Origin of the sequence: Mitsuokella sp. AF33-22 (assembly GCF_003475755.1) — a bacterium.
Classification (GTDB): Bacteria; Bacillota; Negativicutes; order Selenomonadales; family Selenomonadaceae; genus Mitsuokella.
On record NZ_QRQA01000023.1, the window covers coordinates 427 to 22,628 of the forward strand.

The window sequence follows — 22,202 nt, forward strand, 5'->3', positions numbered from 1 at the left end:
TTTCTTTGTTTTTCTAAGAAATACGCATATAAAGGACGTTGACCCTCCTGCCTATAAGGCTTCCTGGCTTCTCGAATCCTTGAAAAATAAATATTACAGCACGATTATTCTTTTATAAAGAAAATTTATGTATCTTTATGTGTCCACCTGTAACCTACATACAAAAAGGCCCTGCATGCGTTTGGCATACAGGGCCCGTGCGGCTCGTATTCTCTTATTTTACAACGGTTTCCGTCTTCTGCTCGCTCTGTGCCAGCTGCTTCAGCTCCGGCTTCTCATCCTCGGCGACAGCCGATTTGAACTCGCGGACGCTCTTGCCCAGGGATTTGCCGACCAGGGGCAATTTGCCCGGGCCGAAGACCAAGAGGCCGATGCCCAGGATCAGCAAGAGTTTCGGTACCGTAAGACCCATTAACATAGTGATTTCCTCCATCCAGCGAAACACGTAACACGACTCATTTCTGACATTATATCACGAATGGAAGGTATTGAAAAATACGCGTTGCCTATTGCTCGTATAGGGATTATCTATGCCGCCGGCTCACGCATCGAGGCAGGCCGTAATGCGCGCGATGGCTTCCGGCAGCACGGAGGCTTCCATGCCGGAATAGTTGAGCACGAAGATGTGGTCGGCAGCGGGAGCCTTACCCGCATAGTAGTCGTGCAACGGCCGCATGCGAATGCCGTGTGCGGCAAAGTCCTGTTCGAGCTGCTCGTCGCTCTTTTTCGTGTGGAAGCGCAGCAGGAAATGCAGGCCGGAGCCGCGTTCGAGGATGTCGGCGCGCGTGAGCAGGCCGCCCGCTTTCATGGCTTTGAGCAGGGCTTCGCGGCGCTTGCGGTAGCTGTTGCGCATGCGGTTGATATGCTTCTCGAAGTAGCCATCCTGGATGAAGCGCGCGAGCGTGTACTGCTCGAAGTTCGAGACGGTGCAGCTGTAGAAGCCGAGCTTTTCCTCAAAGTCCCGGACGAGGCGTTCCGGCAGTACCATGTAGCTGATGCGGATGGTCGGCGTCAGCGTCTTGGAAAAGGTGTTCATGTAGATGACGCGGCCGCTGACATCGATGCCCATCATGGTCGGGATGGGGCGTCCCGTCAGGCGGAATTCGCTGTCGTAATCGTCCTCGATGATATAGCGTCCGGGCGCGGCGCTGGCCCAGCCCAGGAGCTCGTAGCGGCGGCTGATGGGCGTGATGCAGCCCGTCGGGAAGTGATGTGACGGGCTGATGTGAAGCACATCGACGGCCTTTGCCTGCAGATCCGGCAGCGAGATTCCTTCTTCCTCCATATCGACGGGCACACAGTCGACGCCGTGGCGATGGTAGACCTTGCGGATCTTGTCGTAGCCGGGATTCTCGACGCCGAAACATTTCCCGCGTCCCAAAAGCTGCACGAGCAGGCCGTAGAGATATTCGGTGCCGGCGCCAATGACAATCTGACCGGGCGTCACGTCAAGGCCGCGGAAGCTGCGCAGATGACCGGCGATGGTCGCCCGGAGGCTCAGGATGCCCATGCCGGGCGAGCGCTCAAGCAGGGCTTCCGGCTGCCCGGCGATGACCTGCCGCAGCAGGCGCGTCCAGGTCTTGAACGGGAAGTCCGCAGGCGGCAGGCTGTTGGCCGTGAAGTCCGCGAAGTATCTCGGTCGCGGCGCTTCCCGCTCAGCGGCAGGCTCTGCCTTTCGCAGACTCTCCTGCGGCACGCCCATGACCCTGACCACGAAAAAGCCTTTTTTCGGGACAGACTGACAATATCCTTCGGCCACCAACTGACCATATGCCCCTTCTACGGTGATCACGCTGATGCCGAGCTGGCGCGCGAGGCTGCGCTTCGACGGCAGCTTCTCTCCCGCCCGCAGACGACCCGCGAGGATGTCGCCGCGGATGCAGCGGTAAAGGTGCTCATAGAGGGATTCGCCCTCCAGGTGTTCAAACGAATAGGTCAGCATGATGGCTCCAATCTGATACTAGTTATTTATCACATTTTGATTATTTCTATAAGGTCAATTTCAGTATATACTATCTTTCAGATGGACACAAGTCCTATTATTGTCAACACACTTGACAAAGAAAGAAGGAATCATCATGACATCGTATGCATCAAAATCGTCCTGGACGACCCGACAGCTCTGCCTCGCGGCGGCCATGACAGCGGTCGTCTTTCTCGCCACGTTCGTGCCGCGCATCCCCATCCCGCTTGGCTACGCGCATCTCGGTGACGCCGCAATCTTCCTCATGGTCCTGTTCATCGGACGCAGAGAGATGCTGTTTGCCGCCTGCTTCGGCTCGGCGCTCTCCGACCTGCTCGGCGGCTTCCCGCTCTGGATCGTGCCGACGCTCGTCATCAAATTCTTCATGGCCGACATCGCCTGGCGCTTCATCCGGCCTGACCGTGAGGAAGCGGCTTCGCTGCCCCGCATGACGGTTGGCTTTCTCGCAGGCTCCCTCTGGATGTCTGTCGCCTATACGCTTTTCGGCGCGCTGCTTTACGACAGCCTCGCAGCGGGACTTGCCTCCGCGCCGGGCCTCATCGCCGAAGGACTGCTCAACACGGCTGTCGCCGTCGTCGCGGCCGGGCTGCTCCAGAAGGCTCTGCCGCACCGCTGAGCGATATCGGCTGGCCAAGCTCCGGTGTTTTATGTGTTACCTGCCCTGCTCGAGTTTCAACAGGGCTTCTTTCATCGGCAGGCCCCAGGCGTAGCCCGTGAGACTGCCGTCGCTGCCGATGACGCGGTGGCATGGCACGATGATGCTGAGTGGATTGGCTCCGACGGCGCCACCGACGGCATGGTATGCCTTCGGCTTCCCGATGGCCTCGGCAAGCTGCTTATACGTCGTCGTATGACCGTACGGCACCTTCACGAGTTCCTGCCAGACGCGCAGACGGAACGGCGTCCCCTTGAAGCGATACGGCACGGTAAAGGCACGGCGCTTGCCGGCCAGGTATTCCGCAAGTTCCCGCGCGGCCTGGTCCGTCAGCTCCGTGCGCTCGCCGCCGGCCTCGGCCGCATCTTCCTTCACGACGTCGATGGCGATGATGACCGCATCCTCCTCCACGATGCGGAAGAGCCCGAACGGGCCCGGATAATAGGCAGTATTCATGAGTATCATCTCTCCTTTCCTGTCCAAATTATACCACGATTTCTTGCACAAAAATACGACTCCAAGCATACGCGTGGAGTCGCATTTTTGTGCCTGTGATTCAGCAGCTGCTCATCGTCGTGCCTTTGGCCGTCAGGCCTTCAAAGTCGTGGATGAAGGCTTCCACGGCTTCGTCGATGGCGGCGTTCTTGACGAAGTTGTCGATGACGGAGCAGGCGACGGTGGCCGCGCCGATGCCGTATTTGCAGAGCTCGAGGACCTGCTGGCTGTTTTTGAAGCTGGCGGCGAGCACCTCGCACGGGATGTCATTCTTCTTGTAGATCTCGTGGATCTCGCAGGCCACCTTGATGCCGTCGTAGCCCATATTGTCGATGCGGTTGACATAGGGAGCCGCGTACTGCGCGCCGCACATGCCGGCAAGATAGCCCTGCATCGGCGTGTAGATGGCCGTGGCCGTGATTTTGATGCCTTTGGCATGCAGGGCCTTCATCGCCTTGAAACCCTCCGGCAGCGACGGCACCTTGACGTACGTGTTGTCGCCAAGTTCCCTGACGATGCGCTCGGCATCTTTGACCATACCATCAGCCTCACGGGCGATGACCTGGGCATGGAGCTGGGCATCCGGGCCGATGATCGCGCGAATCTCACGCAGCACCTCAAACGGCGGCCGGCCGCTCTTGGCCAGGATACTCGGGTTCGTCGTCACGCCGGCACACGGATAGTAGTCCCAGATGCGGCGGATAGCCTTGACATCAGCATCATCGATAATGAGTTTCATAGGAATCCCCCTGTTTCGTCGTTTTCTCGTAAACCACAAGCAAGGCAGCAGCCATTCCGGGGAATGACTGTGCCTTGTCGTGAAATGAATCAGCCTCTCGTCTTGCCGCCGGCCACGTTGTACGTAACGCCATGGATATAGGAAGCACGGTCGCTTGCCAGGAACAGGACGAGGTTTGCGACCTCGGTGAGCTTGCCGCTGCGTCCGAGCGGCGTCGTCTTCGTGCTCTTGTAGCCCTTGCGCAGGTCATCGACCGTGATGCCGCGCGTGTAGGAGAGTGCTTCCTCATAAGCCAGCGTGCGCAGGCCCGTCGCCTCGAGGATGCCAGGGGCTACGCCGACCACGCGGACGTTGTAGCGGCCGAGCTCTTTCGACCAGGAACGCGTGAAGGAGTTGACGGCGTTCTTGGTTGCGGCGTAGATGCCCTGGCCCTCGGAGCCTTCAAGGCCGCTCTCGGAGCTCATGTTGATGATAACGCCGGAGCCGTTCTTGACGAATTCATGGCCGAGTGCCTGTGCCATGAGATAAACGCCCTTGATGTTGACGCTCGTGACCTTGTCGTAAATCTTCTCGCTGAGCTCGTATTTGCCGTGCGGATCCTTCGGGTCGACGAGCAGGCACGGGATGTTGATGCCGGCGTTGTTGACGAGGATGTCGAGCTTGCCGAATTCTGCCTTGGCCTTCTCGACCATGGCATTGACGCTGTCGGCCTTCGTGACGTCGGTCACGACGTAGAGCAGCTTGCCCTTGCCTTCGCCGAGCTCGAATTCCGGCTCGTTCGGGTTCATGTCGCAGACCACGACGTTCGCACCGTTATCGAGGAACGACTGGGCGACCGTCTTGCCGATGCCGGATGCACCGCCCGTTACTACTGCCGTTTTACCTTCCAGATTCAACCAGGATGTCATATTAATCGTCTCCTATTCTCTTAATCAAAATCCTATTGTTTGTAGCCAAACGTCTGTAACGAATCTTGCGTTCCTGTTACGGGCGATAGATTGCAATCTCATCGCCGGGGGCTACATCGGCGACCGGCTTCTCCTCAAGGTAGAGGCTGCCTTCGAGGGACTCGCCGTCCTTGTTGGCATTGAAGCGCAGCGTGATGTGGCCGAGGTCTTTGAGGTTCTTCTGCACCTGATTGCCGACGAACACGACCTTATAGGAAGTATCGCCGAGCTTAAGGATATCACCGGGCTGCACCGTATCCTCGAGCTTGTTGCCGCGGTGCAGGATGCAGTATTCGCGGAGCTCCTGCGGCGCATTCTCGTTGAACATGATGAGCATGCCCGCGCCCTTGAAGGCGTTGACCTGTTCGCCAAGCTCCTGTACTGTCGTGCTGTAATATTTCTTCATGATCGTGTTCCTCCTGAATGACAATCAAGCAAAATCAAAGGGTTAATGGGGATTAGTTGGGTTAATGGGGTTCAGCCGGCAGCTTATGCCTCATAAAGGCCGAAGCTGGCGAGCCATGCAAGGACGACGGAAATCGGGCCCGTGATGAAACGGGAGTAAAGGACGGACGGCACACCGACTTCAACGGTCTGTGCCTCTGCCTCGGCAAGGCCAAGGCCGACCGGGATGAAGTCGCAGGCGCACTGGGCGTTGATGGCGAAAAGTGCCGGCAGGGCAAGATGCGGCGGAATGGCTCCCTTGCCGATCTCCACACCGATGAGAACACCGATGACCTGTGCGATGACGGCGCCCGGTCCAAGGAACGGAGAAAGGAACGGGAAGGAGCAGATCAGAGACAAGATGATGAGGCCGCCGATGTTGCCAGCCAGAGGAACCAGCAGATGTGCGATGACATCGCCGATGCCGGTGGAAAGGATGATGCCGATGAGCATCGAGACGAAGGCCATGAACGGCAGGATGGTCTTGATCATCGTGTTGATTGTCTCACGGCCGGCCTGATAGAAGACCGAAACGATGCCGCCCATAAACTGACCGACCTTGGCCATGAAGCCACCCTGTTGTTCCGAAATCTTTTTCGACGTATCATACTTGACCTGGCTGGCCGGCACCGCTGTTTCACTGGGCGCAGCCGCTGATGTTGCAGCCGGCGTCGCCGAAGCATCTGAGAAAGCCAGATTTTTTTCTCGTACAGCAGAAACGTAGATATCTGGTTTGATATACTGGGCGAGCGGGCCGCTCGGGCCGGTCGGGTTCAGGTTAATCGTGTTGATGCGTTTCTGCGGATAGATGCCGCAGCGCAGCGTGCCGCCGCAGTCGATGACGACAGCCAGGACTTCATCATCGGGGACGCTCGTCTTGAAGCCGTCGACGAGTTCACAGCCCGTCATCTCAGCAAGTTTCTGAGAAACTGGAGAAACCACGCCGCCCGTGATGTTGACAATCTTGTTTTTCTTATCGTCCGGATGCAGGACCAGCGGGCCGCCAAAGCCGCCGGAACCAGCCGTGACAACAACATCTTTATAATCTGCCATGATACATATCTCCTTCATATATGTTCATATGATGTATTGTTTGAGTAATTTTTTTTGCTCGTGGCCATCAGCCCTCGAGCTTCACCAGTTCCTTGCTGAGTTTTACACCCTGCTGCTTCTGTACATAGGCCGTTGTAAAGTCGGTGATCCAGCCACGCAGGAAGTTGATGACGATACCGATGAGGAAGTAACGCAGTGCCAGGTCAACCGTCGGCAGGCCGAGAGCCGAGATGCCGTTGGCGATGCCGAGGAATACGAAGAGCTCAGCAGGATCGACATGTGGGAACAGACCATTCAACGTGTGGCAGGATGCCGAAGCTGATGCGTAATACGATGGTTTGTAATACTCCGGCAGGAATTTGCCGAGGGAAAGTGTCATCGGGTTGCAGAAGAAGAACGTACCGACGACAGGCAATAGAATGTAACGCGTGACGACGTTACCGCCGCAGATCTTCGCGAATTTCTCAACTTTCTCCTGGCCGACAAAAGCAACGATGGAGTTCATCGCAACGAGCAGGCAGACGAGTGTCGGAATGATGCCCGTTACCCAGCCGACGAAGGTCTCGCCGCCTTTGTTGAACATGCCGATGAATCCTTGGGCTAAGAAAACCAGTGTGTCCATGTTTTACCTCTCCTTTTCTCCTTGAAAAAGCTTATGATGATTTCTTTAAAAGAGGCTTTGCCACAGCCTGTGCCTGTTCCTGAGCACGCTCCTGCTGGAGTTCCTGGTAATCCAGGTAGTCCTTGCGGGCACTCAGGGCTGCCTTTACCTGCTGGCGGGAAAGCCCCCTGCCCTTGCAGACCGTTTCGTCAAGTTCGAGCAGGCTCAGGCCCTCGAGTGCCGGGAAGTGCTTGCAGCGTGCAAAGATCGTGACACCCTCCATGATTTCTCCACGGATGATGCGGCAATCCTTGTCGATGCACAGCAGCACGACAGCTCCTGCGAGGATGCGTCCCTTCGACTTGCCGATGGCCACGCGGCCGATGGCGCGCAGCTCCTTGACGTGACGGCTGAAGCGGCGAAACTGCCAGAGTCCCAGCACCGTCTGCAGGATCCAGACCACAATCGCGGCCAGGAACAACGTCCAAAGCATAGCAATTCCTCCTTTTTTTATCCTTTCCTGCTCATTCGTTGAGCAGGATTTTGGCTGTGTCTTCGTCCGTAATCAGGACATTGATGAGGTGGCCCCTGAGGGCTCCCATGATGGCCGGTACTTTCTCCCGCGAAGCGGCCATGCCGATGCTGTACGGCAAGGTGGAAAGCTTCTCGAGTGGGACCGCAATCGTGCGGTCGGTAAACGGCGTTTTTACCGGCTTGCCGTTGATGTCGTAGAAAATGGAGCAGATCTCGCCAACGGCTCCCGTGCGGGTCATCGATTCGATGGCCTCGCGGCCGAAATCACCGGACCAGACAAGGTTCGAGGATTTGACCGGTGCGCCGATGCCGACGATGGCAATGTCGAGCTGTTTCCAGAAATTCGAGATCTTCTCGTAGTTGACGTCGTGGACGATGGCCTCGCGAATCTCGGCCGTGCGCGTGATGGCCGGCGCGTAGATGTAATGGCTGCGCGCACCGAACGCATTGGCCAGTTCGTAGCACAGTGTGTTGACGTGGTGATCGCTGTCGATGCGTTCCGGGCCGCCGTCGATGGGAACGAAATCCGCATCGAGCTTCGGCAGACGCTCGCGCCTCGCACAACGCGTCAATTCCCGGATGCTCGTGCCCCAGGCCAGGCCGATGACCTGACCGTCGGAGACGATGCGCCGCAGCAGGTTGAGTCCCGCATGCGCCATGTTCCGCTTGATGACCTGCATATCGTAGCTTTTGGATACGATGTAGGCTTCGCGAAGGCCGAAGCGCCGTTCAAGCGCAGCCTCGAGCTCCTCGTAGGAATCGCTTTCCACATTGATGGTGACGATGCCGTATTCGAGGGCCTTCTTGAGGTATTTGCTGACCGTTGTGCGGTCAACGCCCATGCGTTTCGCGATTTCGCTCTGTTTCATATGATCCATATAGTACATATTGGCTGCTTTTATCAAGATTCGCTTTTCAACTGGCACCATGTTGATTTCCTTTTCTTCACGTATGTGATGTTTAATCTCTTTTGTTATCCTCTTGACAGGTCTTATGTTATCAAGATAGCCCTGCAATTACAATCATTTTAGCCATTTTTTCTCTTGTTTTTCGTTATTCTCAATAAATTTCTCATTTATCTTCACATATACACAAGCTATGTCACTTATGTGAAGATAAGTTGAGCATCTTTTTTCCCGCCTGTCTGCCAAAATACGATTTGTTTTTATAATGAAAGTGATAACCAGTATTGACATATACCCCACTATGGTATATAACTAAATTATCATAACAATGAGGAGGAATCATCATGGCAACAGCAATCGTTGGCATACTCGTCCTGGTCGCATTGTTCTTCGCGGTCAAGGGCGTACTGAAACATTTCCGCGGGGAGAGCAGCTGCTGCGGCGGCGGCGCGGTCACGGCGCCCCCGCCCAAAAAACTCAGCGGCACGGTCATCGGCAAGAAGGTCGTCGACATCGAGGGCATGACCTGCGGCAACTGCAAGATCCGCGTCGAACAGGCACTCAACACGATTGACGGCGCAGCCGCCGAGGTCAATTTGCACCGTGGTCACGCCGTACTCAAGATGACGCGCGAGGTCAGCGACGACGAGATTCGCCAGGCACTGGCCGGCAGCGGCTACACGATTACCGGCATTCACGCAAAGGGATAAATAAAACATATTAATCAGGCCATTGAAAATTTATAGGGCAAATGGGGTTGCAAAATTTTTATTACCTGCTATAATCTAGTATTAGAAGTTGGTACTAGATTAGGAGGTAACAAAAAAAATGAAAGACTTTGCAAAAGTCATGAACGATCCCGCATTCCAGGCTATTTGGGAACAGAGCGCCAAGTCCTATGATTTCATCGCACGTATCGTTTCCGTCTACAAGGAAATGAGCAAAGACAGCGATAATCAGTAATATATACGTCGCATTGCACAAGCGCATATGACGCCAGACGTCACATCTCCGTCATCCGACAAGGAGATGTGACGTTTTTATGTATGAAAAATGCCGCGGACCAGTCAGGATGAATCTCCTGCCGGCCTGCGGCATTTTGCTTTTATGGGAATCGAGGCGGGATTTATGAGTTGAGCAGCCAAGGGAACGTGGCGGAGAGATAACGGCCGATCTTCTCGCCCATCTCTTTCTTGGCCTGGTAGTCGGGGTGCAGGCCGTCCGTCGTATAATCGCTGCGGAGCCAGCCGCGCTCATCGGCAAGCGAGCTTGCGACATCCACGGAATACGGCTGACGCTTGACCCAGTCGCAGACGTACTGCTGATGCACGAGCCAGTCCGGCGTCGGATGTTCAATGCCCGCGCGGTGGATCATGAGGCCCGGATTGATGGGCGTCGGCGTCACGAAGACGGGGATGATGCCGTAGGCCGCACATTTCTCCTTAAGGGCCTTGAGATGCTGCACGACAGTCCAGCCCAGTGTGCCGGCACGGTAGTCGTTGACGCCGCCCATGATGACGAGGACGCGCGGCGAGAACGGCAGGACATCGTGCTCGAAGCGGTCGAGCATATCCTGCGTGGTATTGCCGCTGACACCGAGGTTCTTGATGGGAACGCCGGCATACGTCTCCCAGTTGTAGAGCTTGTACGAAGGTGGCACGCTCATGACGCCGCCGCCGTGCGTGATGCTGTCGCCGAGCGCGGCAATCGGCGTCGGGGCCGTGACGGAGAAGCCGCTCTTGTCGGACCAGTCACTTAGGGCTGCGCCATTCTCATCGACGGAACGCACGCGCCAGTAGTAACGGCCCGGCGTCGTGTAGGCATCCCAGTCGTAGACATCGTATTCACCGCCCTGCAGGGTCTTGACGTACATGTCCTTGCCGTTTACCTCGCGGTAGACCTGGACCTCATGGTGCTTGGCGCCGGGCATCGGGATCCAGGAGTAAACGGGGTATTCGGCGGCGTAATCCATCTGGTCGTATTCGGCCGTCGGCTGCGGGGCCTTCGGATTCAGCACCCCGGAAGTGACAGGCTGCGGAGCGGAATACGAGGACAGCGGATTGCCGCTGTAATCAAGCGGACGCACCTTCCACCAGAACGAAGCGGCCGCCTTGCCAAAGCGGCTCAGGTCGATATCGACGCCATTCGTGAAAATCTGATTCTGCGTCATGATGACATCCGTCAAATCATCACGCTGCGAGCGCAGGATTTCCACCTGATATTTGACAGCTCCCGGCACGACGGGCCAGGTAAGGCTCACGCTGTGCACATCAGCCGCCTGTGCCTGTCCGCCATCGGCTCTGGCCTCGGCCGCGATTTCCTGCGCAGCCTTCGTCTCCGTGACGGCCGGCTGGCCTTCCTTGGCATCGAGGACCGAGGTCGCCGTGACATGCCCGCCATCGGCAGCGGCCGCGTGTGTGACAGCCGGCACGGCCAGTCCAGCCGCCAGACAGCAGAAGCCAGCCAGGCGCATCATCTTCTTGATTGTTCGCTTCATGTGCTTCATATGCTTCATGATGAAAATTTTTACCTTCCTTCCAAAAATATCGTTTCCATCTTATCACGCTCCGGCATTTTTTTCCACCATGAAGAAATCGCCCTGCAGAGCCCAGCCGTGATTGAGCGGACCGCTGCCCTTGCCGAGATTGAGGCCGGAAAGCAGCGCCCCCGTCAGGTATGATTTGGCGAGGCCCACGGCTTCGGTCAACGGGAAGCCCTTGGCCAGATTCGAGGCGATGGCGCTCGAGAGCGTGCAGCCTGTGCCATGTGTATTCGGATTGTCGATGCGCGGCGCCGCGAACCACTTCTCCTCGTCCGCCGTGACGAGCAGGTCGCTCGCATCCTCGCCGAAGTGGCCGCCCTTGGCCAGCACGCTGACGCCGGCTGCGGCATGGAGCGAACGGGCTGCCTGCACCATCGTCTCACGGCTGTCAACCGTAAGGCCGGTCAGGGCCGAGAGCTCAGGAATGTTTGGCGTGATGACCTCAGCGAGCGGAAAGAGCTCCTGCTGCAGGGCGAGGCTTGCGGAGTCCTGGAGCAGCTTCGCGCCGCTCGTCGCGACCATCACGGGATCGACGACGATGTGTTCGGCCTTATGGGCATGCAGTCTTTCGGCAATCACACGGATGAGCGCCGCCGAGGAAACCATGCCAATCTTGACGGCATCGGGACGGATATCCTCAAATACTGCATCAATCTCGGCCGCCAGGAATTCCGGCGACGCTTCCTGCACCATGCGCACACCCGTCGTGTTCTGTGCCGTGAGTGCCGTGACGGCGCTCATGCCGAAAACACCGTGTGCCAGCATCGTCTTGAGATCCGCCTGGATCCCTGCGCCGCCGCTTGAGTCACTGCCGGCAATCGTCAAAACCTTCTTCATCCAATATTCCCCTTTCCTTCGGTCAAACGGTATCTCATCCATGATTTGCATTAACAGTATTAACATTAGCCGCGCACTCCCCTTTTTCCTGCTCCGCTCTGACAAAAGTCTGGATTTCACGTGTTTACTATTGATTTTCTTCGACTGTCTTACCGATTGATGCGGGTTTCCCTTGTTTGCCGGTTTCCCCTTGCTTTTTTCTTAAAAGTACGTAAAATATACAGTATGTATTTCAGCTGTCATGACAGCTGAATGGACGAAGTCATCTTTTGTTTTCTTGAAGGGGAAAGAGGTTATTTGCATGATTCTGGAACGCCTGGAGGAGCTGCCCGTCAGCTCTTTTCACTACAAACTGCTGCTGGTCACCGGTCTTGGCTGGCTGTTTGACTCCATGGATACGGGGCTCATCGCTTTCGTCCTGCCCGTGCTCACGAAAGACTGGGGACTCTCGCCCGCCCAGGCCGGCTGGATCGGCTCCATCGGCCTCATCGGCATGGCACTCGGCGCCGTGCTCGCGGGCACGGTCGCGGACCGCATCGGCCGCAAGAAAGTCTTCACGATCACCGTGCTGCTCTACAGCATCTCGACGGGTCTCTGCGCATTGGCCTGGAGCTATGAGTCACTGCTCGTCTTCCGCTTCCTCGTGGGCTTCGGCCTCGGCGGCGAACTGCCCGTCGCGGCAACGCTCATGAGCGAATACGCGCCCAGCCATCTGCGCGGCCGCTTCATCGTGCTGCTTGAAAGCTTCTGGGGCGTCGGCTGGCTCGTCGCCGCCTGCATCGCCTACCTGCTGATTCCGCGCTTTGGCTGGCAGATTGCGTTTGTCATCGGCACGATCCCGGCTCTCTACGTCTTCCTGATCCGCCTGCACATGCCAGAGTCCGTGCGCTACCTGATCTCGCACGGCCGCATTGAAGAAGCAAAAGCCATCATCCTCGACCTCGAACAAAAACTCCACGTCGAGAGCCGCCCGTTTGCCAAGGAGCTGAGTCCGGCCGAGCGTGAGCAGCCGGAGGCCGCTGCGACGAGCTTCGCGACACTCTGGACAAAACCGTTCCGCACGCGCACGATCATGCTCTGGCTGGCCTGGTTCGGCATCGTCTTCAGCTACTACGGCATCTTCATGTGGCTGCCGTCCATCGTCTTCGCCCAGGGCTTTGCCGTTGTCAAGACATTTGAATATGTGCTCATCATGACGCTCGCGCAGCTGCCCGGCTATTATGCAGCTGCCTGGCTCGTCGATGTCATCGGCCGCAAGTACACGCTCTCCCTATTTCTGCTGATGTCGGGCATCTGCAGCTTCTTCTTCGGCAATGCGGGCTCCGCCTCGGCCCTGCTCGCCTGGGGCGCGGCCATGAGCTTCTTCAACCTCGGCGCCTGGGGCGTCATCTACACCTACACGCCGGAACAGTATCCGACGACCATCCGCGCGCTCGGCTCCGGCTGGGCCGCAGGCTTTGGCCGCATCGGCGGCATGATCGCCCCAATGCTCGTCGGCCTCATGCTCGCCAATGCCTTCGGCATGAGCACGATCTTCCTGATGTTCGCCTCCGTCTTCGTCATCATTTCCGCCGTCGTCCTGGCACTCGGCAAGGAAAGCAAACAAAAGACGCTCGAGGAAATCACAGATACGGCGCTCGATTCCTGAACTCGTCCTTCTCATGAACAGCAAAAATCCCGTTGGCCTGGCCAGCGGGATTTTTTACTGCCTGTTTTTATTTTTTCTGGGCAAAGAGCCAGTCACGGATGGCGTCGATGCCATAGGCGAACGACCAGGTGTACATGTGGTTGCCGTCGGCGAAGACCGTGTAATTGATCTTCTTGCCCTGTGCGGCAAGATTGCGTACCTTCTGATCGAGGTCAGCCACAGGCGCCTTGCTGTCCCACCACGGCGAAGCGTTGCGCGCGACGGGACTGCCGAGAGACTCCCAGAGCGCCGTGGCCTCATTCATGCCGGGGAAAGCCTTGTTGTCGCCCGAGCAGACCGTGATCCAGAGCGTCTTGTCCTTCATCGCAGCCATTTCCTGCACATTCCACTGGCAGGCGACGAGCCACTGCGCGGCAAAAAGATCCGGATAGCGGTCGCTGATGGCGATATTCGTCATGCCGCCCTGTGACTGACCCGTACCGTAAATGCGCGAGGTGTCGACGGCGTAATTCCTGATGACGTCCTGCAGGAGGTCCGTGACGAGCGTGAGCCCCGGCGTCCAGACGTTCTCATCCGTCGTCATCATGCCGATGCTCTTGACAAGATCGTCCGTATACTGCGGTGCGAGGACGATGCAGGGATGCTTGGCCTGTTCCGCAGGCTCCGTCCAGACCGTCGCGCCATTGCCCTGGAAGAGCGGCGTCTTGTCGTTGTTGATGTTTGCGCTCGCATCGGCCACGAAGAAGACGAGCGGATACAACTTGTTCGGATCATAATCCTGCGGCAGGTAGAGATTGTACGGCATCTCATAGCCCGTCGCAGGGTCCTTGTAGACATGTTGCGTAAAGCGGTCGACATCGTTCTCAACGGTCGAGGACGCATTGTATACCGTGGAGGACGCGGCATACGTCTTGCCATTCTGAGCCGTAAGGTCCTTGAGCTGGCTCACCTTGACGGAAAGGTCCGGTGCCTGTCGGTCCGAAACCATCGGCGCATCGACGCCCGTATCGCCTGCGGCCTTTTCTTTGCCAGCCGGGTTTGCATCCTGCTTCGTGGCGTCATCGCTCTTGGCACGCTGCGCGAGATTGCCGTCGAAGGCCGTATTCGTGTGCTGGAGCTTCAGGATCACGTAGCAGCCCGGCACATCCTGCGCGTCATTCGGCTCCGTATTCGTCTGGACCTTCTCAATCGTGCGTCCCTCCACCGAGAAATCCGACGTCTTGAGCGTACGGCTGTCAAGGGATTCCGGATACTTAAGCACGACATAGGCCGGCAGTTCCCCGTCACCGTACGTCTTCGTGACTACCGTGACCTGCTCGATGCCCTGCACGCTCGACACGACCGCAGGCGTCTTTGCCGCGGCCTCCACGCCCGGATTTCCCTGGAAGATCATGCCGGTGGCAATGCCGGCCAGTAAGATTGCTTTTTTCCAAGACAAAAAATCACCTCTAAGATAGAAATAAAACTCGTTACTCCTATCTTAGAGGCGATGAATTACAGCGGTATTATAAGACGCAAAGATTTTGCTGAAATCTCAGTTCAGCACCACATAGCCGATCAGGAAACTGATGAGGAAGAGAATGAAATAGATCACGATGGCCCGGTTGCTGAGCCAGTCCTCGGTGAATTCTTCCTTCGTCTCCTCCGACATGTGGAAGTCCGGCATATCGACGTGCGGGACCTTCACGTGGGGCATATCGACATGCGGCATGGTGACGTGCGGCAGTTCCACCTGGGGCATCTGCGCCTGCGGCGTCCTCACCGTGCGCAGATGTTCCCAAATCTCCGGCACGAGCGGCACGAGGAAGATGACGGCCGCCAGGATCACCGTGCCGCTCATGCCCATGAGCTTGATGCCAATCACGCCGAGCAGCATGCCGATGGCGATGCCAAAACATATGATTTTGCGTTCCTTATTCGTTGTATGAATTGTCAATCTGACCACGACCTTTGCCTTTTTGATGCCTGCGCATCTCTACATCCATTATCGCACGCGTGGCAAGTCCGCATTTGCGCGTCTTTTCCGCTTGGCGCGCCGGATATGTGCGATGCGCTTCTGGTGACGGCGCCAGATGTAGTAGCAGACGGCCGTCAGGATGACGATGGCTGTGTTGACGGCACCGTACATGAACGGATAACCGAAGTTCGCCGCCACGATGCTCATGATGGCTGCCGCCAGGCCGACGCTGATGTCGAGCGACCAGAAATACGTGGCCGTCGCCACGCCCGCCCTGGAGGGCGCAGCACTCTTGACCGCAAGCGTCTGAAACGCAGGGCTCAGCGCGCCAAAGCCAATGCCGAGCACTGCCGCCGCAATCAGCAGGCCTGTGACGGACTGGACCTGGCTGAAGATGACCATGCCCGCGGCAAAGAACAGGAAGCCCGGCCAGACCGTCCAGTCCGGGCCCTTCTCATCGAACAGGCGGCCGATGACGGGGCGCGTCAGGATGATGACGAGTGCAAAGACCATGAAGAAGAGGCTCGTCTCGGCCTGCAGGCCCAGGCTCTTGGCATAGAGCGGGATGAACGTCAGGATACCGCCGTAGGCGAAGAACACGAGGCCGCCGAGTCCCGCAGGAGCCAGTGCCTTGCGCTCGATGAAATCGCTGAGATGGAAGCCCTTCTTCGTGCGCTTGGCCGGCAGGATAATGGCATCGGGCAGGCGACGCGCATTCGCGGCGAAGAAGGTCAGCGCGCCCAAAAGCGTCACGAAGGCAAAGAGCGCCGTGCTGCCGAGATTGCCGATGAGCAGGAGGCCCAGCAAGGGGCCGACGACCATCGCGAGATTCGTCGACAGCGCAAAATAGCCGATCCCCTCTCCCTTGCGCGTGGCCGGCAGCACGAGGGCTGCCATGGCTGCCGCAGCCGTCGTCGCCAGCGCAAAGATGCAGCCATGCAAAAGGCGCAGCACATAAATGGACGTCAGGCTGTGCAGCCAGTTGAACGCCAGCATGATGAGGAAGAATACCGTCGTCGCTGCGATCATCAGCCGGCGCTTGTTGACGGCATCGATGAGCCTGCCGGCCAGAGGCCGGCAGGTGACGGCGCCGATCTGAAAGAAACTCATGGCCAGACCCGCTTCCATATCACCGCCGCCGAGACTGTCCATGATGAAGATTGGAAGTGCTGCTACCATGATGTACTGTGACATGAAGAGGAACAGATTGCTGCCGCCCATGCCCAGGAATTCCGGTGTCCAAAGTCGTTCTCGTTCCATACGATTCCCGCTTTCTTTGTTTTGATTTATATAATCCACTTTCTATAATATACAGGGATTATTATCGCACCATCGCCGCCATAATGCAAAGGAAATCACAGACGCTGCAGTTTGACGCGGAACGAGATGCTGCGGTTCGTCGCGAGTTCATCGAAATGGATGACGTAGGCTCCCTTTTCCGCATCGAGCGCCACGATGGTGCCGTCGCCGAACACGCGGTGCGTGATGCGGTCGCCCTCCCGGAACGCCGCGGGTTCCGCCTGACGCAGCAGGCGGCGCGAAGAAGCGCGGATGTAATCCTTCGCCTCGCGCACGAGCTTTTCCGGCAGCGGCGCCGTAAAATCCAGAAGCTTTGGTTCAATATCAAAAATAAAGCGCGAGGGATAGCGCAGCGAACCGTCAATATGGAGACCTTCGGCATCGGAAAGGCAGAGCCCCTTCTCCGCCCGCGTCATCGCGACAAAGGCCAGGCGGCGCTCCTCCTCCATCGCCTCGGGCGTGCGCGTCTTGCGCGAAGGGAAGATGCCCTCGTTGAGCCCGCAGAGGAAGACGTACGGGAACTCAAGCCCCTTGGCCGTATGCACCGTCATCAGGCGCACCTTGTCGCCGGGATCGCCCGCATCCTGATTCGTGAAGAGCGCCGCATGGTTCAGGTAGTCAATGAGCCCGGCTTCCTCACCGCAATTCACTTCGTACTCGCGCACGGACTGCTTGAGTTCTGCGAGGTTGTCGAGGCGTGCCTGGCTGCCCTCCGTGCGCAGCATCATCTCATAGCCGCTCTTGTCGAGCACGCGCGCGAGGATTTCCGAAACGGAGCCTCCCTCGCAAAGTTCGGCCAGATCTTCGATGAGCTTGATGAAATCCTTCGCTTTGGTGCCGCGCCAGATGGGATCAGCCAGGCTTTCCTTCAGCGCCTGCCAGAGCGTCAGCTGATGCTCCTCGGCATAGGCCGTCAGGAACTTCCTCCGCCGCTCGCCGATGTTGCGCTTCGGCACATTGACGATGCGCAGGAAGGACAGGTCATCGCGGTACGCGAGCATGCGCAGGTACGAGAGCGCATCCTTGATTTCCCGGCGGGCAAAGAACTGCACACCGCTGTAGATCGTATAGGGCAGCTCGGCCTTCAACAGCTGCTCCTCGATGCTGCGCGTGATGTAATGCGCGCGGTAAAGCACGGCCATATCGCGGTACGGCACGCCCGCCGCATGCAGCCGGCCGATCTCGCCGGCCAGCCACGCGCCTTCTTCATCCGCAGCCGCTGCATGATGGCAGACCACCTTTTTCCCATGCGGGCATACCGGTACAAGGTCCTTCTCGACGCGGCTCGTATTCTTCGCGATCAGCGAATTGACGACGGCGAGGATCTCCGGCGTCGAACGGTAATTCTCGAGCATGAAGATCGTCTTCGTCCCCGGGAAATGCGCATCGAAATCCAGGAGATACCGCCCTGAGGCGCCGCGCCACGAGTAAATGGTCTGGTCGGGGTCCCCGACAACGAAGAGATTCTTGTGCCAGCTGCAGAGCACGTTCATGAGGCGGTACTGCGGCTCATCGATATCCTGGAATTCATCGATCATGATGTATTCAAGGCGCTGCTGCCATTTTTTGCGGATATCCTCATGCTCCGCGAAAATATGGAGCGAGAATTTGATGAGATCGTTGTAGTCGAGGCCGAAGCATTTCTTCTGTTCGTAGAGATAGCCGTAAAAGAGGATGTCCTGCTTCGACTGCGCGCAGTCGTATTTTTCCTTGAGCCCCGCGAGCGGCAGGGCGATGAGTTCCTTATAGTAATCGGGCTGCTGCACAAGCTTGCGCATCTCGAACATGTCACGCGCCTGCCCATACGTCATGTCGCGCAGCGTCAGGCCCCGTTCCTCGTAGATCTTCGCGAGCATGTCATCGATATCGGCATTGTCGAGCACGAGGAAGCTCTTCGGATAGCCGACGGCATGGCTGTCCTCCTGCAGGATGGAGACACAGAAGCCGTGAAACGTATTGATATAGCCCGTATCGTTGTCGCCCGTCAGGGCGTGGATGCGGCTGCGCATCTCCGACGCGGCCTTGTTCGTGAAGGTCACGCAGAGGATGTTGCCGGGCAGGATGCCGAGTTCTTCGACGAGATAGGCAAAGCGGTGCGAAAGAGCACGCGTCTTGCCGGAGCCGGCCCCAGCCAGCACGCGCACGAAGCCTTCCGTGGTCGTCACAGCCTCGCGCTGCGCCGCGTTGAGGCCCTGCAGGAGATCCAGATCGTCCCGTTCATCCATATGATGCCCTCCATTCTGATGTCACATATATCTTTCATTCTATCACATGACGCAAGCAGCCAGCCTGCAAAGAAGCAGCCGGAAATAACAGAAACTTTACATGACCGTAACAGTCCCCCCGCGGCCGCATGGTAAAGTGAGAACTGTCAAGGAAAGTGTTGTATTCAAGGAGGGTTTTGGTAGTATGAAGTGGATTCACAACAAGAAACGCCTTACGGCCTATGTGCTGACGGCGCTCTGCATTGCCTCAACGGGTTTTGCCGCAACCGAGCATTGGAACGATGCATCCACCAGACCAAAGGCAGTTGTCGCCACGCAGGCAGGCAATGAGAACTGGGAACAGTGGAAGGAAAGCTGGAAGACGATCCAGGATGACTACGAGCAGGTTTCCCTGGCTCCCGGCAAGGACGCCACGCAGATGAACCTCGCCTGGTATTCCAAGGATAAAGCCAAGGCTGCTGAGGTCCGCGTTGCCAAGAGTGAGGACATGAGCGACGCCCGTTCGTTCCTCGGCACGTGCAAGACCGGCACGGTCATCGACGGTGTCCAGTACTACACGAACAAGACGACCATCAAGGACCTCAAGCCGGATACGACGTATTACTACCAGGTCAAGATCGACGGTGCCTGGAAGGATGTCCAGTCCTTCAAGACGGGCAATCCGGATGACTTCTCCTTCATGTATGTCGGCGACCCGCAGCTCGGTGCCTCGAAGGGTCAGACCTCTTCCGAGGGCAACAAGCAGGACGGCCTGCTCGCCACGCGCAACGATGCCTATAACTGGAACAAGACCCTCAACAGCGCGCTTGCCCAGCATCCGGAGATTGACTTCCTCGTCTCGCCTGGCGACCAGATCAACGAGCCGGCTGAAGATCTGTCCCCTGCCAAGATCAAGCTGCAGGAGCAGCAGTACGCCGGTTATCTTTCCGCCAAGGCTCTGCGCAGCCTGCCGGAAGCTACGAGCATCGGCAACCACGACAGCATAACGACGGGCTATCAGAACCACTTCAACGTGCCGAATCCGTTCACGGAAGAAACGAATCCGACAAAAGCCGGCCATGGCTACTACTACAACTACGGCAACGCCCTCTTCATCGTCATCAACGCCAACAACTACAATGCAGCTGACCATGAAGCCCTGATCAAGAAGGCCATCAAGGCACATCCGAATACGAAATGGCGCATCGTCGTCATGCATCAGGATATCTACGGCAGCGGCCTCGATCACTCCGATTCCGACGGCATCCTGCTGCGCACGCAGCTCACGCCGATCTACGACGCCAACAAGATCGACGTTGTCCTGCAGGGCCACGACCACACGTATGCCCGCACGTATCAGCTCTCGAGCGATGGCAAGCAGCATGCGGATTTCTCCGAATACAAGGTCAAAGGCCAGCAGGGTCAGCATCACAATCTCATCGACGCCGCGCTCAAGGACAGCGATACAAAAGCCGCTTACGAAAGCCAGAACCTCTGCTACACCATCGCAGACATGCAGCAGGGCACGCTCCGCAACCCGAAGGGTGTCTTCTACATGTCCTCGAACTCCGCTACGGGTTCCAAGTTCTACGAACTCATTCCGCAGCAGCAGGATTATATCGCAGCCCGCAGCCAGAACTGGCGCCCGACGTACTCCGTGGTCCACATCACGAAGAATCAATTCAGCATCGACACCTATGATGCCGAGACTGGTACCCCGATCGACCAGACCTACAGCATCATCAAGGATTGATGATAGATCACCCCATCCCACATCTCTCTATCTCTATCGTGAAATCCTCCGGCCATCTTTTCCCTCGTGGCCGGAGGATTTTCTTTAGGAGGTCCCTATCGTATGAAACAATTACTTAAGCGTCTGGCGATTGTCTGCGGCATCGCGCTCATCCTCGCTGGACTCCTGCAGCTCAATCAGGTCACGAAGCCGGAACTCGTCAATACGGACGGCCGCAGTTTCCAGGAAGCGACGGTCACGGGCATCCTGCAGGATAATATCCAGGAAAACGGCAGCCGCATCGGTGACCAGATCGTCAGCCTGCGCCTCGAGGACGGCTCGGAAGTCGAGGCCAACAGCCCGAACGGCCTGCTCTTCGGCACGGTCTGCGAGCCCGGCATGTCCGTCATCGCCATGGCCAGCAAGACAGGCTCCCTCTCCTCGTTCACGGTTTACAGCTACGACCGCTTCAAGGCTGTCGTAGGTTTCCTGGCCTTCTTCTGCCTGCTGCTCATGGTTGTCGGCGGCAAAAAAGGCGTCAAATCCGTGCTGGCGCTCGTAATCACCTTCGTGAGCTTCCTGTTCTTCTTCTTCCCCCTGATCATGCACGGCATCGCGCCGCTCGTCGCCGCCGTCATCACCTCCTGCCTGATCCTTGCCCTCACGGTCTGGCTGATCTGCGGCTCCACCTGCAAGGCCCTGGCCGCCGGCATCGCTGCCTTCGGCGGCGTGCTCTCGGCCGGTATCTCAGCCGAGGTATTCGGACAGATGGCTCACCTTTCCGGCTACAACGTCTCCAACATCGAAGCCCTGCTCTTCGTCGGGCAGAACACCCGCATCGATGTCGGGCAGCTGCTCTTTGCCGGCATCCTCTTCGCCAGCCTCGGAGCCGTGCTCGATATCGCCATGGACGTATCCGCCGCCGTCTCGGAGCTCCACCAGATGAACCCCGAAAAAAATGCCCGGACTCTCTTCCAGAGCGGCATGAACGTCGGTCAAGATGTCATGGGCACCATGGCCGCGACGCTGATCCTCGCCGTCTTCGGCGGCAGCCTCGGCACCTGGGTGCTCGACTACGTCTACGACCTGCCCTTCCTGCAGCTCGTCAACTCCAACAGCCTTGACATCGTCATCATGCAGGGCCTCTCGGGCGGCATCGGCGTCATCATGACCGTGCCGCTCGCCTCCGCAGCCTCGGCCCTGCTCGCGAGACGCGCACACGAACGCGCTTCCCTGCCATGCCAGGCCGAACGCTGACGGCATCGGCAAACGCACTCCACAACAGCATAAAAAGGATTGGCCCTGCGCAACCCCTTCGCGCAGAGCCAATCCTTTTTTCATGAGAAAGAAGCCATCAGCAGGCTCAATGGCCAAGCACGTGACCATCGGCATCGATCGTCACGCTGCCGGCACCCTGTCCGACTTCAAAATAGGCGATCTTGTACGCCTCTGCCTTATTGACCATCGTGTCCTCCACCGCGACGATCTCCGCCTGCGGATGAACGGCCTCGACCATCTGTGCCGCAATTTCGCCATCGATCTTCGGCGTGCCCTGCAGCATCAGCAGGCCTCCCCAGATAAACAAGCCGGCAAGCAACATGAATCCCTTTTTCATAATACCAACTT

Annotated in this window: 23 protein-coding genes; 6 read left to right on the forward strand and 17 right to left on the reverse strand. The window is 57.6% G+C overall.

Features of this window, described 5'->3' with window-relative positions:
* Positions 1–214 precede the first annotated feature (214 nt).
* A complete protein-coding gene (locus tag DWZ54_RS11480) occupies positions 215–418 on the reverse strand; it encodes a twin-arginine translocase TatA/TatE family subunit (RefSeq protein WP_118476430.1) in 204 nt (67 codons plus the stop codon).
* A 123-nt stretch (positions 419–541) separates the two neighbouring features.
* Positions 542–1,942: a PLP-dependent aminotransferase family protein gene (locus tag DWZ54_RS11485; RefSeq protein WP_118476428.1), complete on the reverse strand. Its 1,401-nt coding sequence runs from the start codon at positions 1,940–1,942 to the stop codon at positions 542–544.
* Positions 1,943–2,078: 136 nt separating this feature from the next.
* Here DWZ54_RS11485 and DWZ54_RS11490 point away from each other — a divergent pair, with 136 nt between their 5' ends.
* Complete coding sequence (locus tag DWZ54_RS11490) at positions 2,079–2,600, forward strand: ECF transporter S component (protein WP_118476426.1); 522 nt, start codon at positions 2,079–2,081, stop codon at positions 2,598–2,600.
* 36 nt (positions 2,601–2,636) lie between these two features.
* Here DWZ54_RS11490 and DWZ54_RS11495 read toward each other — a convergent pair whose 3' ends face one another.
* From DWZ54_RS11495 to DWZ54_RS11530, 8 genes are all read right to left on the reverse strand, one after another.
* A complete protein-coding gene (locus DWZ54_RS11495) occupies positions 2,637–3,095 on the reverse strand; it encodes a methylated-DNA--[protein]-cysteine S-methyltransferase (RefSeq protein ID WP_118476424.1) in 459 nt (152 codons plus the stop codon).
* 100 nt (positions 3,096–3,195) lie between these two features.
* Positions 3,196–3,873, reverse strand: coding sequence for a transaldolase family protein (locus DWZ54_RS11500; protein ID WP_118476422.1), 678 nt, complete (start codon positions 3,871–3,873; stop codon positions 3,196–3,198).
* 89 nt (positions 3,874–3,962) lie between these two features.
* Positions 3,963–4,781, reverse strand: coding sequence for an SDR family oxidoreductase (locus tag DWZ54_RS11505; RefSeq protein WP_118016320.1), 819 nt, complete (start codon positions 4,779–4,781; stop codon positions 3,963–3,965).
* Between the two features lie 76 nt (positions 4,782–4,857).
* Positions 4,858–5,226 carry a PTS glucitol/sorbitol transporter subunit IIA gene (locus DWZ54_RS11510; protein ID WP_118476420.1) on the reverse strand — a complete coding sequence of 123 codons (369 nt, stop codon included), beginning with the start codon at positions 5,224–5,226 and terminating at the stop codon, positions 4,858–4,860.
* Between the two features lie 83 nt (positions 5,227–5,309).
* Positions 5,310–6,317 carry a PTS glucitol/sorbitol transporter subunit IIB gene (locus DWZ54_RS11515; protein ID WP_118476418.1) on the reverse strand — a complete coding sequence of 336 codons (1,008 nt, stop codon included), beginning with the start codon at positions 6,315–6,317 and terminating at the stop codon, positions 5,310–5,312.
* 67 nt (positions 6,318–6,384) lie between these two features.
* Entirely contained in the window at positions 6,385–6,939 is a 555-nt protein-coding gene (locus tag DWZ54_RS11520; protein ID WP_118016317.1) for a PTS glucitol/sorbitol transporter subunit IIC, read from the reverse strand.
* Between the two features lie 31 nt (positions 6,940–6,970).
* Entirely contained in the window at positions 6,971–7,411 is a 441-nt protein-coding gene (locus DWZ54_RS11525) for a transcriptional regulator GutM (RefSeq protein ID WP_118016316.1), read from the reverse strand.
* A 31-nt stretch (positions 7,412–7,442) separates the two neighbouring features.
* On the reverse strand, positions 7,443–8,381 hold the full coding sequence (locus DWZ54_RS11530) for a sugar-binding transcriptional regulator (RefSeq protein ID WP_118476416.1): 939 nt from the start codon (positions 8,379–8,381) through the stop codon (positions 7,443–7,445).
* Positions 8,382–8,701: 320 nt separating this feature from the next.
* Here DWZ54_RS11530 and DWZ54_RS11535 point away from each other — a divergent pair, with 320 nt between their 5' ends.
* Entirely contained in the window at positions 8,702–9,067 is a 366-nt protein-coding gene (locus DWZ54_RS11535) for a heavy-metal-associated domain-containing protein (RefSeq protein ID WP_118476414.1), read from the forward strand.
* A 118-nt stretch (positions 9,068–9,185) separates the two neighbouring features.
* Positions 9,186–9,320, forward strand: coding sequence for a hypothetical protein (locus DWZ54_RS12095; protein ID WP_255418153.1), 135 nt, complete (start codon positions 9,186–9,188; stop codon positions 9,318–9,320).
* Positions 9,321–9,483: 163 nt separating this feature from the next.
* Here DWZ54_RS12095 and DWZ54_RS11540 read toward each other — a convergent pair whose 3' ends face one another.
* Entirely contained in the window at positions 9,484–10,872 is a 1,389-nt protein-coding gene (locus tag DWZ54_RS11540) for a GDSL-type esterase/lipase family protein (protein WP_118476412.1), read from the reverse strand.
* A gap of 45 nt (positions 10,873–10,917) precedes the next feature.
* Positions 10,918–11,736 carry a bifunctional hydroxymethylpyrimidine kinase/phosphomethylpyrimidine kinase gene (thiD, locus tag DWZ54_RS11545; RefSeq protein WP_118476410.1) on the reverse strand — a complete coding sequence of 273 codons (819 nt, stop codon included), beginning with the start codon at positions 11,734–11,736 and terminating at the stop codon, positions 10,918–10,920.
* Positions 11,737–12,037: 301 nt separating this feature from the next.
* Here thiD and DWZ54_RS11550 point away from each other — a divergent pair, with 301 nt between their 5' ends.
* Positions 12,038–13,384: an MFS transporter gene (locus DWZ54_RS11550; RefSeq protein ID WP_118476408.1), complete on the forward strand. Its 1,347-nt coding sequence runs from the start codon at positions 12,038–12,040 to the stop codon at positions 13,382–13,384.
* Positions 13,385–13,451: 67 nt separating this feature from the next.
* Here DWZ54_RS11550 and DWZ54_RS11555 read toward each other — a convergent pair whose 3' ends face one another.
* The 4 genes from DWZ54_RS11555 to DWZ54_RS11570 all read right to left on the reverse strand — a co-directional run bounded on the left by DWZ54_RS11555 (position 13,452) and on the right by DWZ54_RS11570 (position 18,865).
* A complete protein-coding gene (locus DWZ54_RS11555) occupies positions 13,452–14,822 on the reverse strand; it encodes a prolyl oligopeptidase family serine peptidase (RefSeq protein ID WP_118476406.1) in 1,371 nt (456 codons plus the stop codon).
* Positions 14,823–14,918: 96 nt separating this feature from the next.
* Complete coding sequence (locus tag DWZ54_RS11560) at positions 14,919–15,329, reverse strand: hypothetical protein (RefSeq protein WP_147369922.1); 411 nt, start codon at positions 15,327–15,329, stop codon at positions 14,919–14,921.
* Between the two features lie 39 nt (positions 15,330–15,368).
* The gene (locus DWZ54_RS11565) at positions 15,369–16,601 is read right to left on the reverse strand and encodes an MFS transporter (protein ID WP_118476402.1); all 1,233 of its coding nucleotides are present in this window, start codon (positions 16,599–16,601) and stop codon (positions 15,369–15,371) included.
* Positions 16,602–16,696: 95 nt separating this feature from the next.
* Positions 16,697–18,865 (reverse strand): ATP-dependent helicase, encoded by a 2,169-nt coding sequence (locus tag DWZ54_RS11570; RefSeq protein WP_118476400.1) that lies wholly within the window; start codon positions 18,863–18,865, stop codon positions 16,697–16,699.
* A gap of 184 nt (positions 18,866–19,049) precedes the next feature.
* On the opposite strand from DWZ54_RS11570, the gene DWZ54_RS11575 reads away from it, so the two are divergent.
* Complete coding sequence (locus DWZ54_RS11575) at positions 19,050–20,597, forward strand: metallophosphoesterase family protein (protein ID WP_118476399.1); 1,548 nt, start codon at positions 19,050–19,052, stop codon at positions 20,595–20,597.
* A gap of 102 nt (positions 20,598–20,699) precedes the next feature.
* The gene (locus DWZ54_RS11580) at positions 20,700–21,833 is read left to right on the forward strand and encodes a YibE/F family protein (RefSeq protein ID WP_118476397.1); all 1,134 of its coding nucleotides are present in this window, start codon (positions 20,700–20,702) and stop codon (positions 21,831–21,833) included.
* A gap of 106 nt (positions 21,834–21,939) precedes the next feature.
* Here the strand turns inward: DWZ54_RS11580 and DWZ54_RS11585 are convergent, their stop codons facing one another.
* Complete coding sequence (locus DWZ54_RS11585) at positions 21,940–22,191, reverse strand: hypothetical protein (RefSeq protein WP_118476396.1); 252 nt, start codon at positions 22,189–22,191, stop codon at positions 21,940–21,942.
* Positions 22,192–22,202 lie beyond the last annotated feature (11 nt).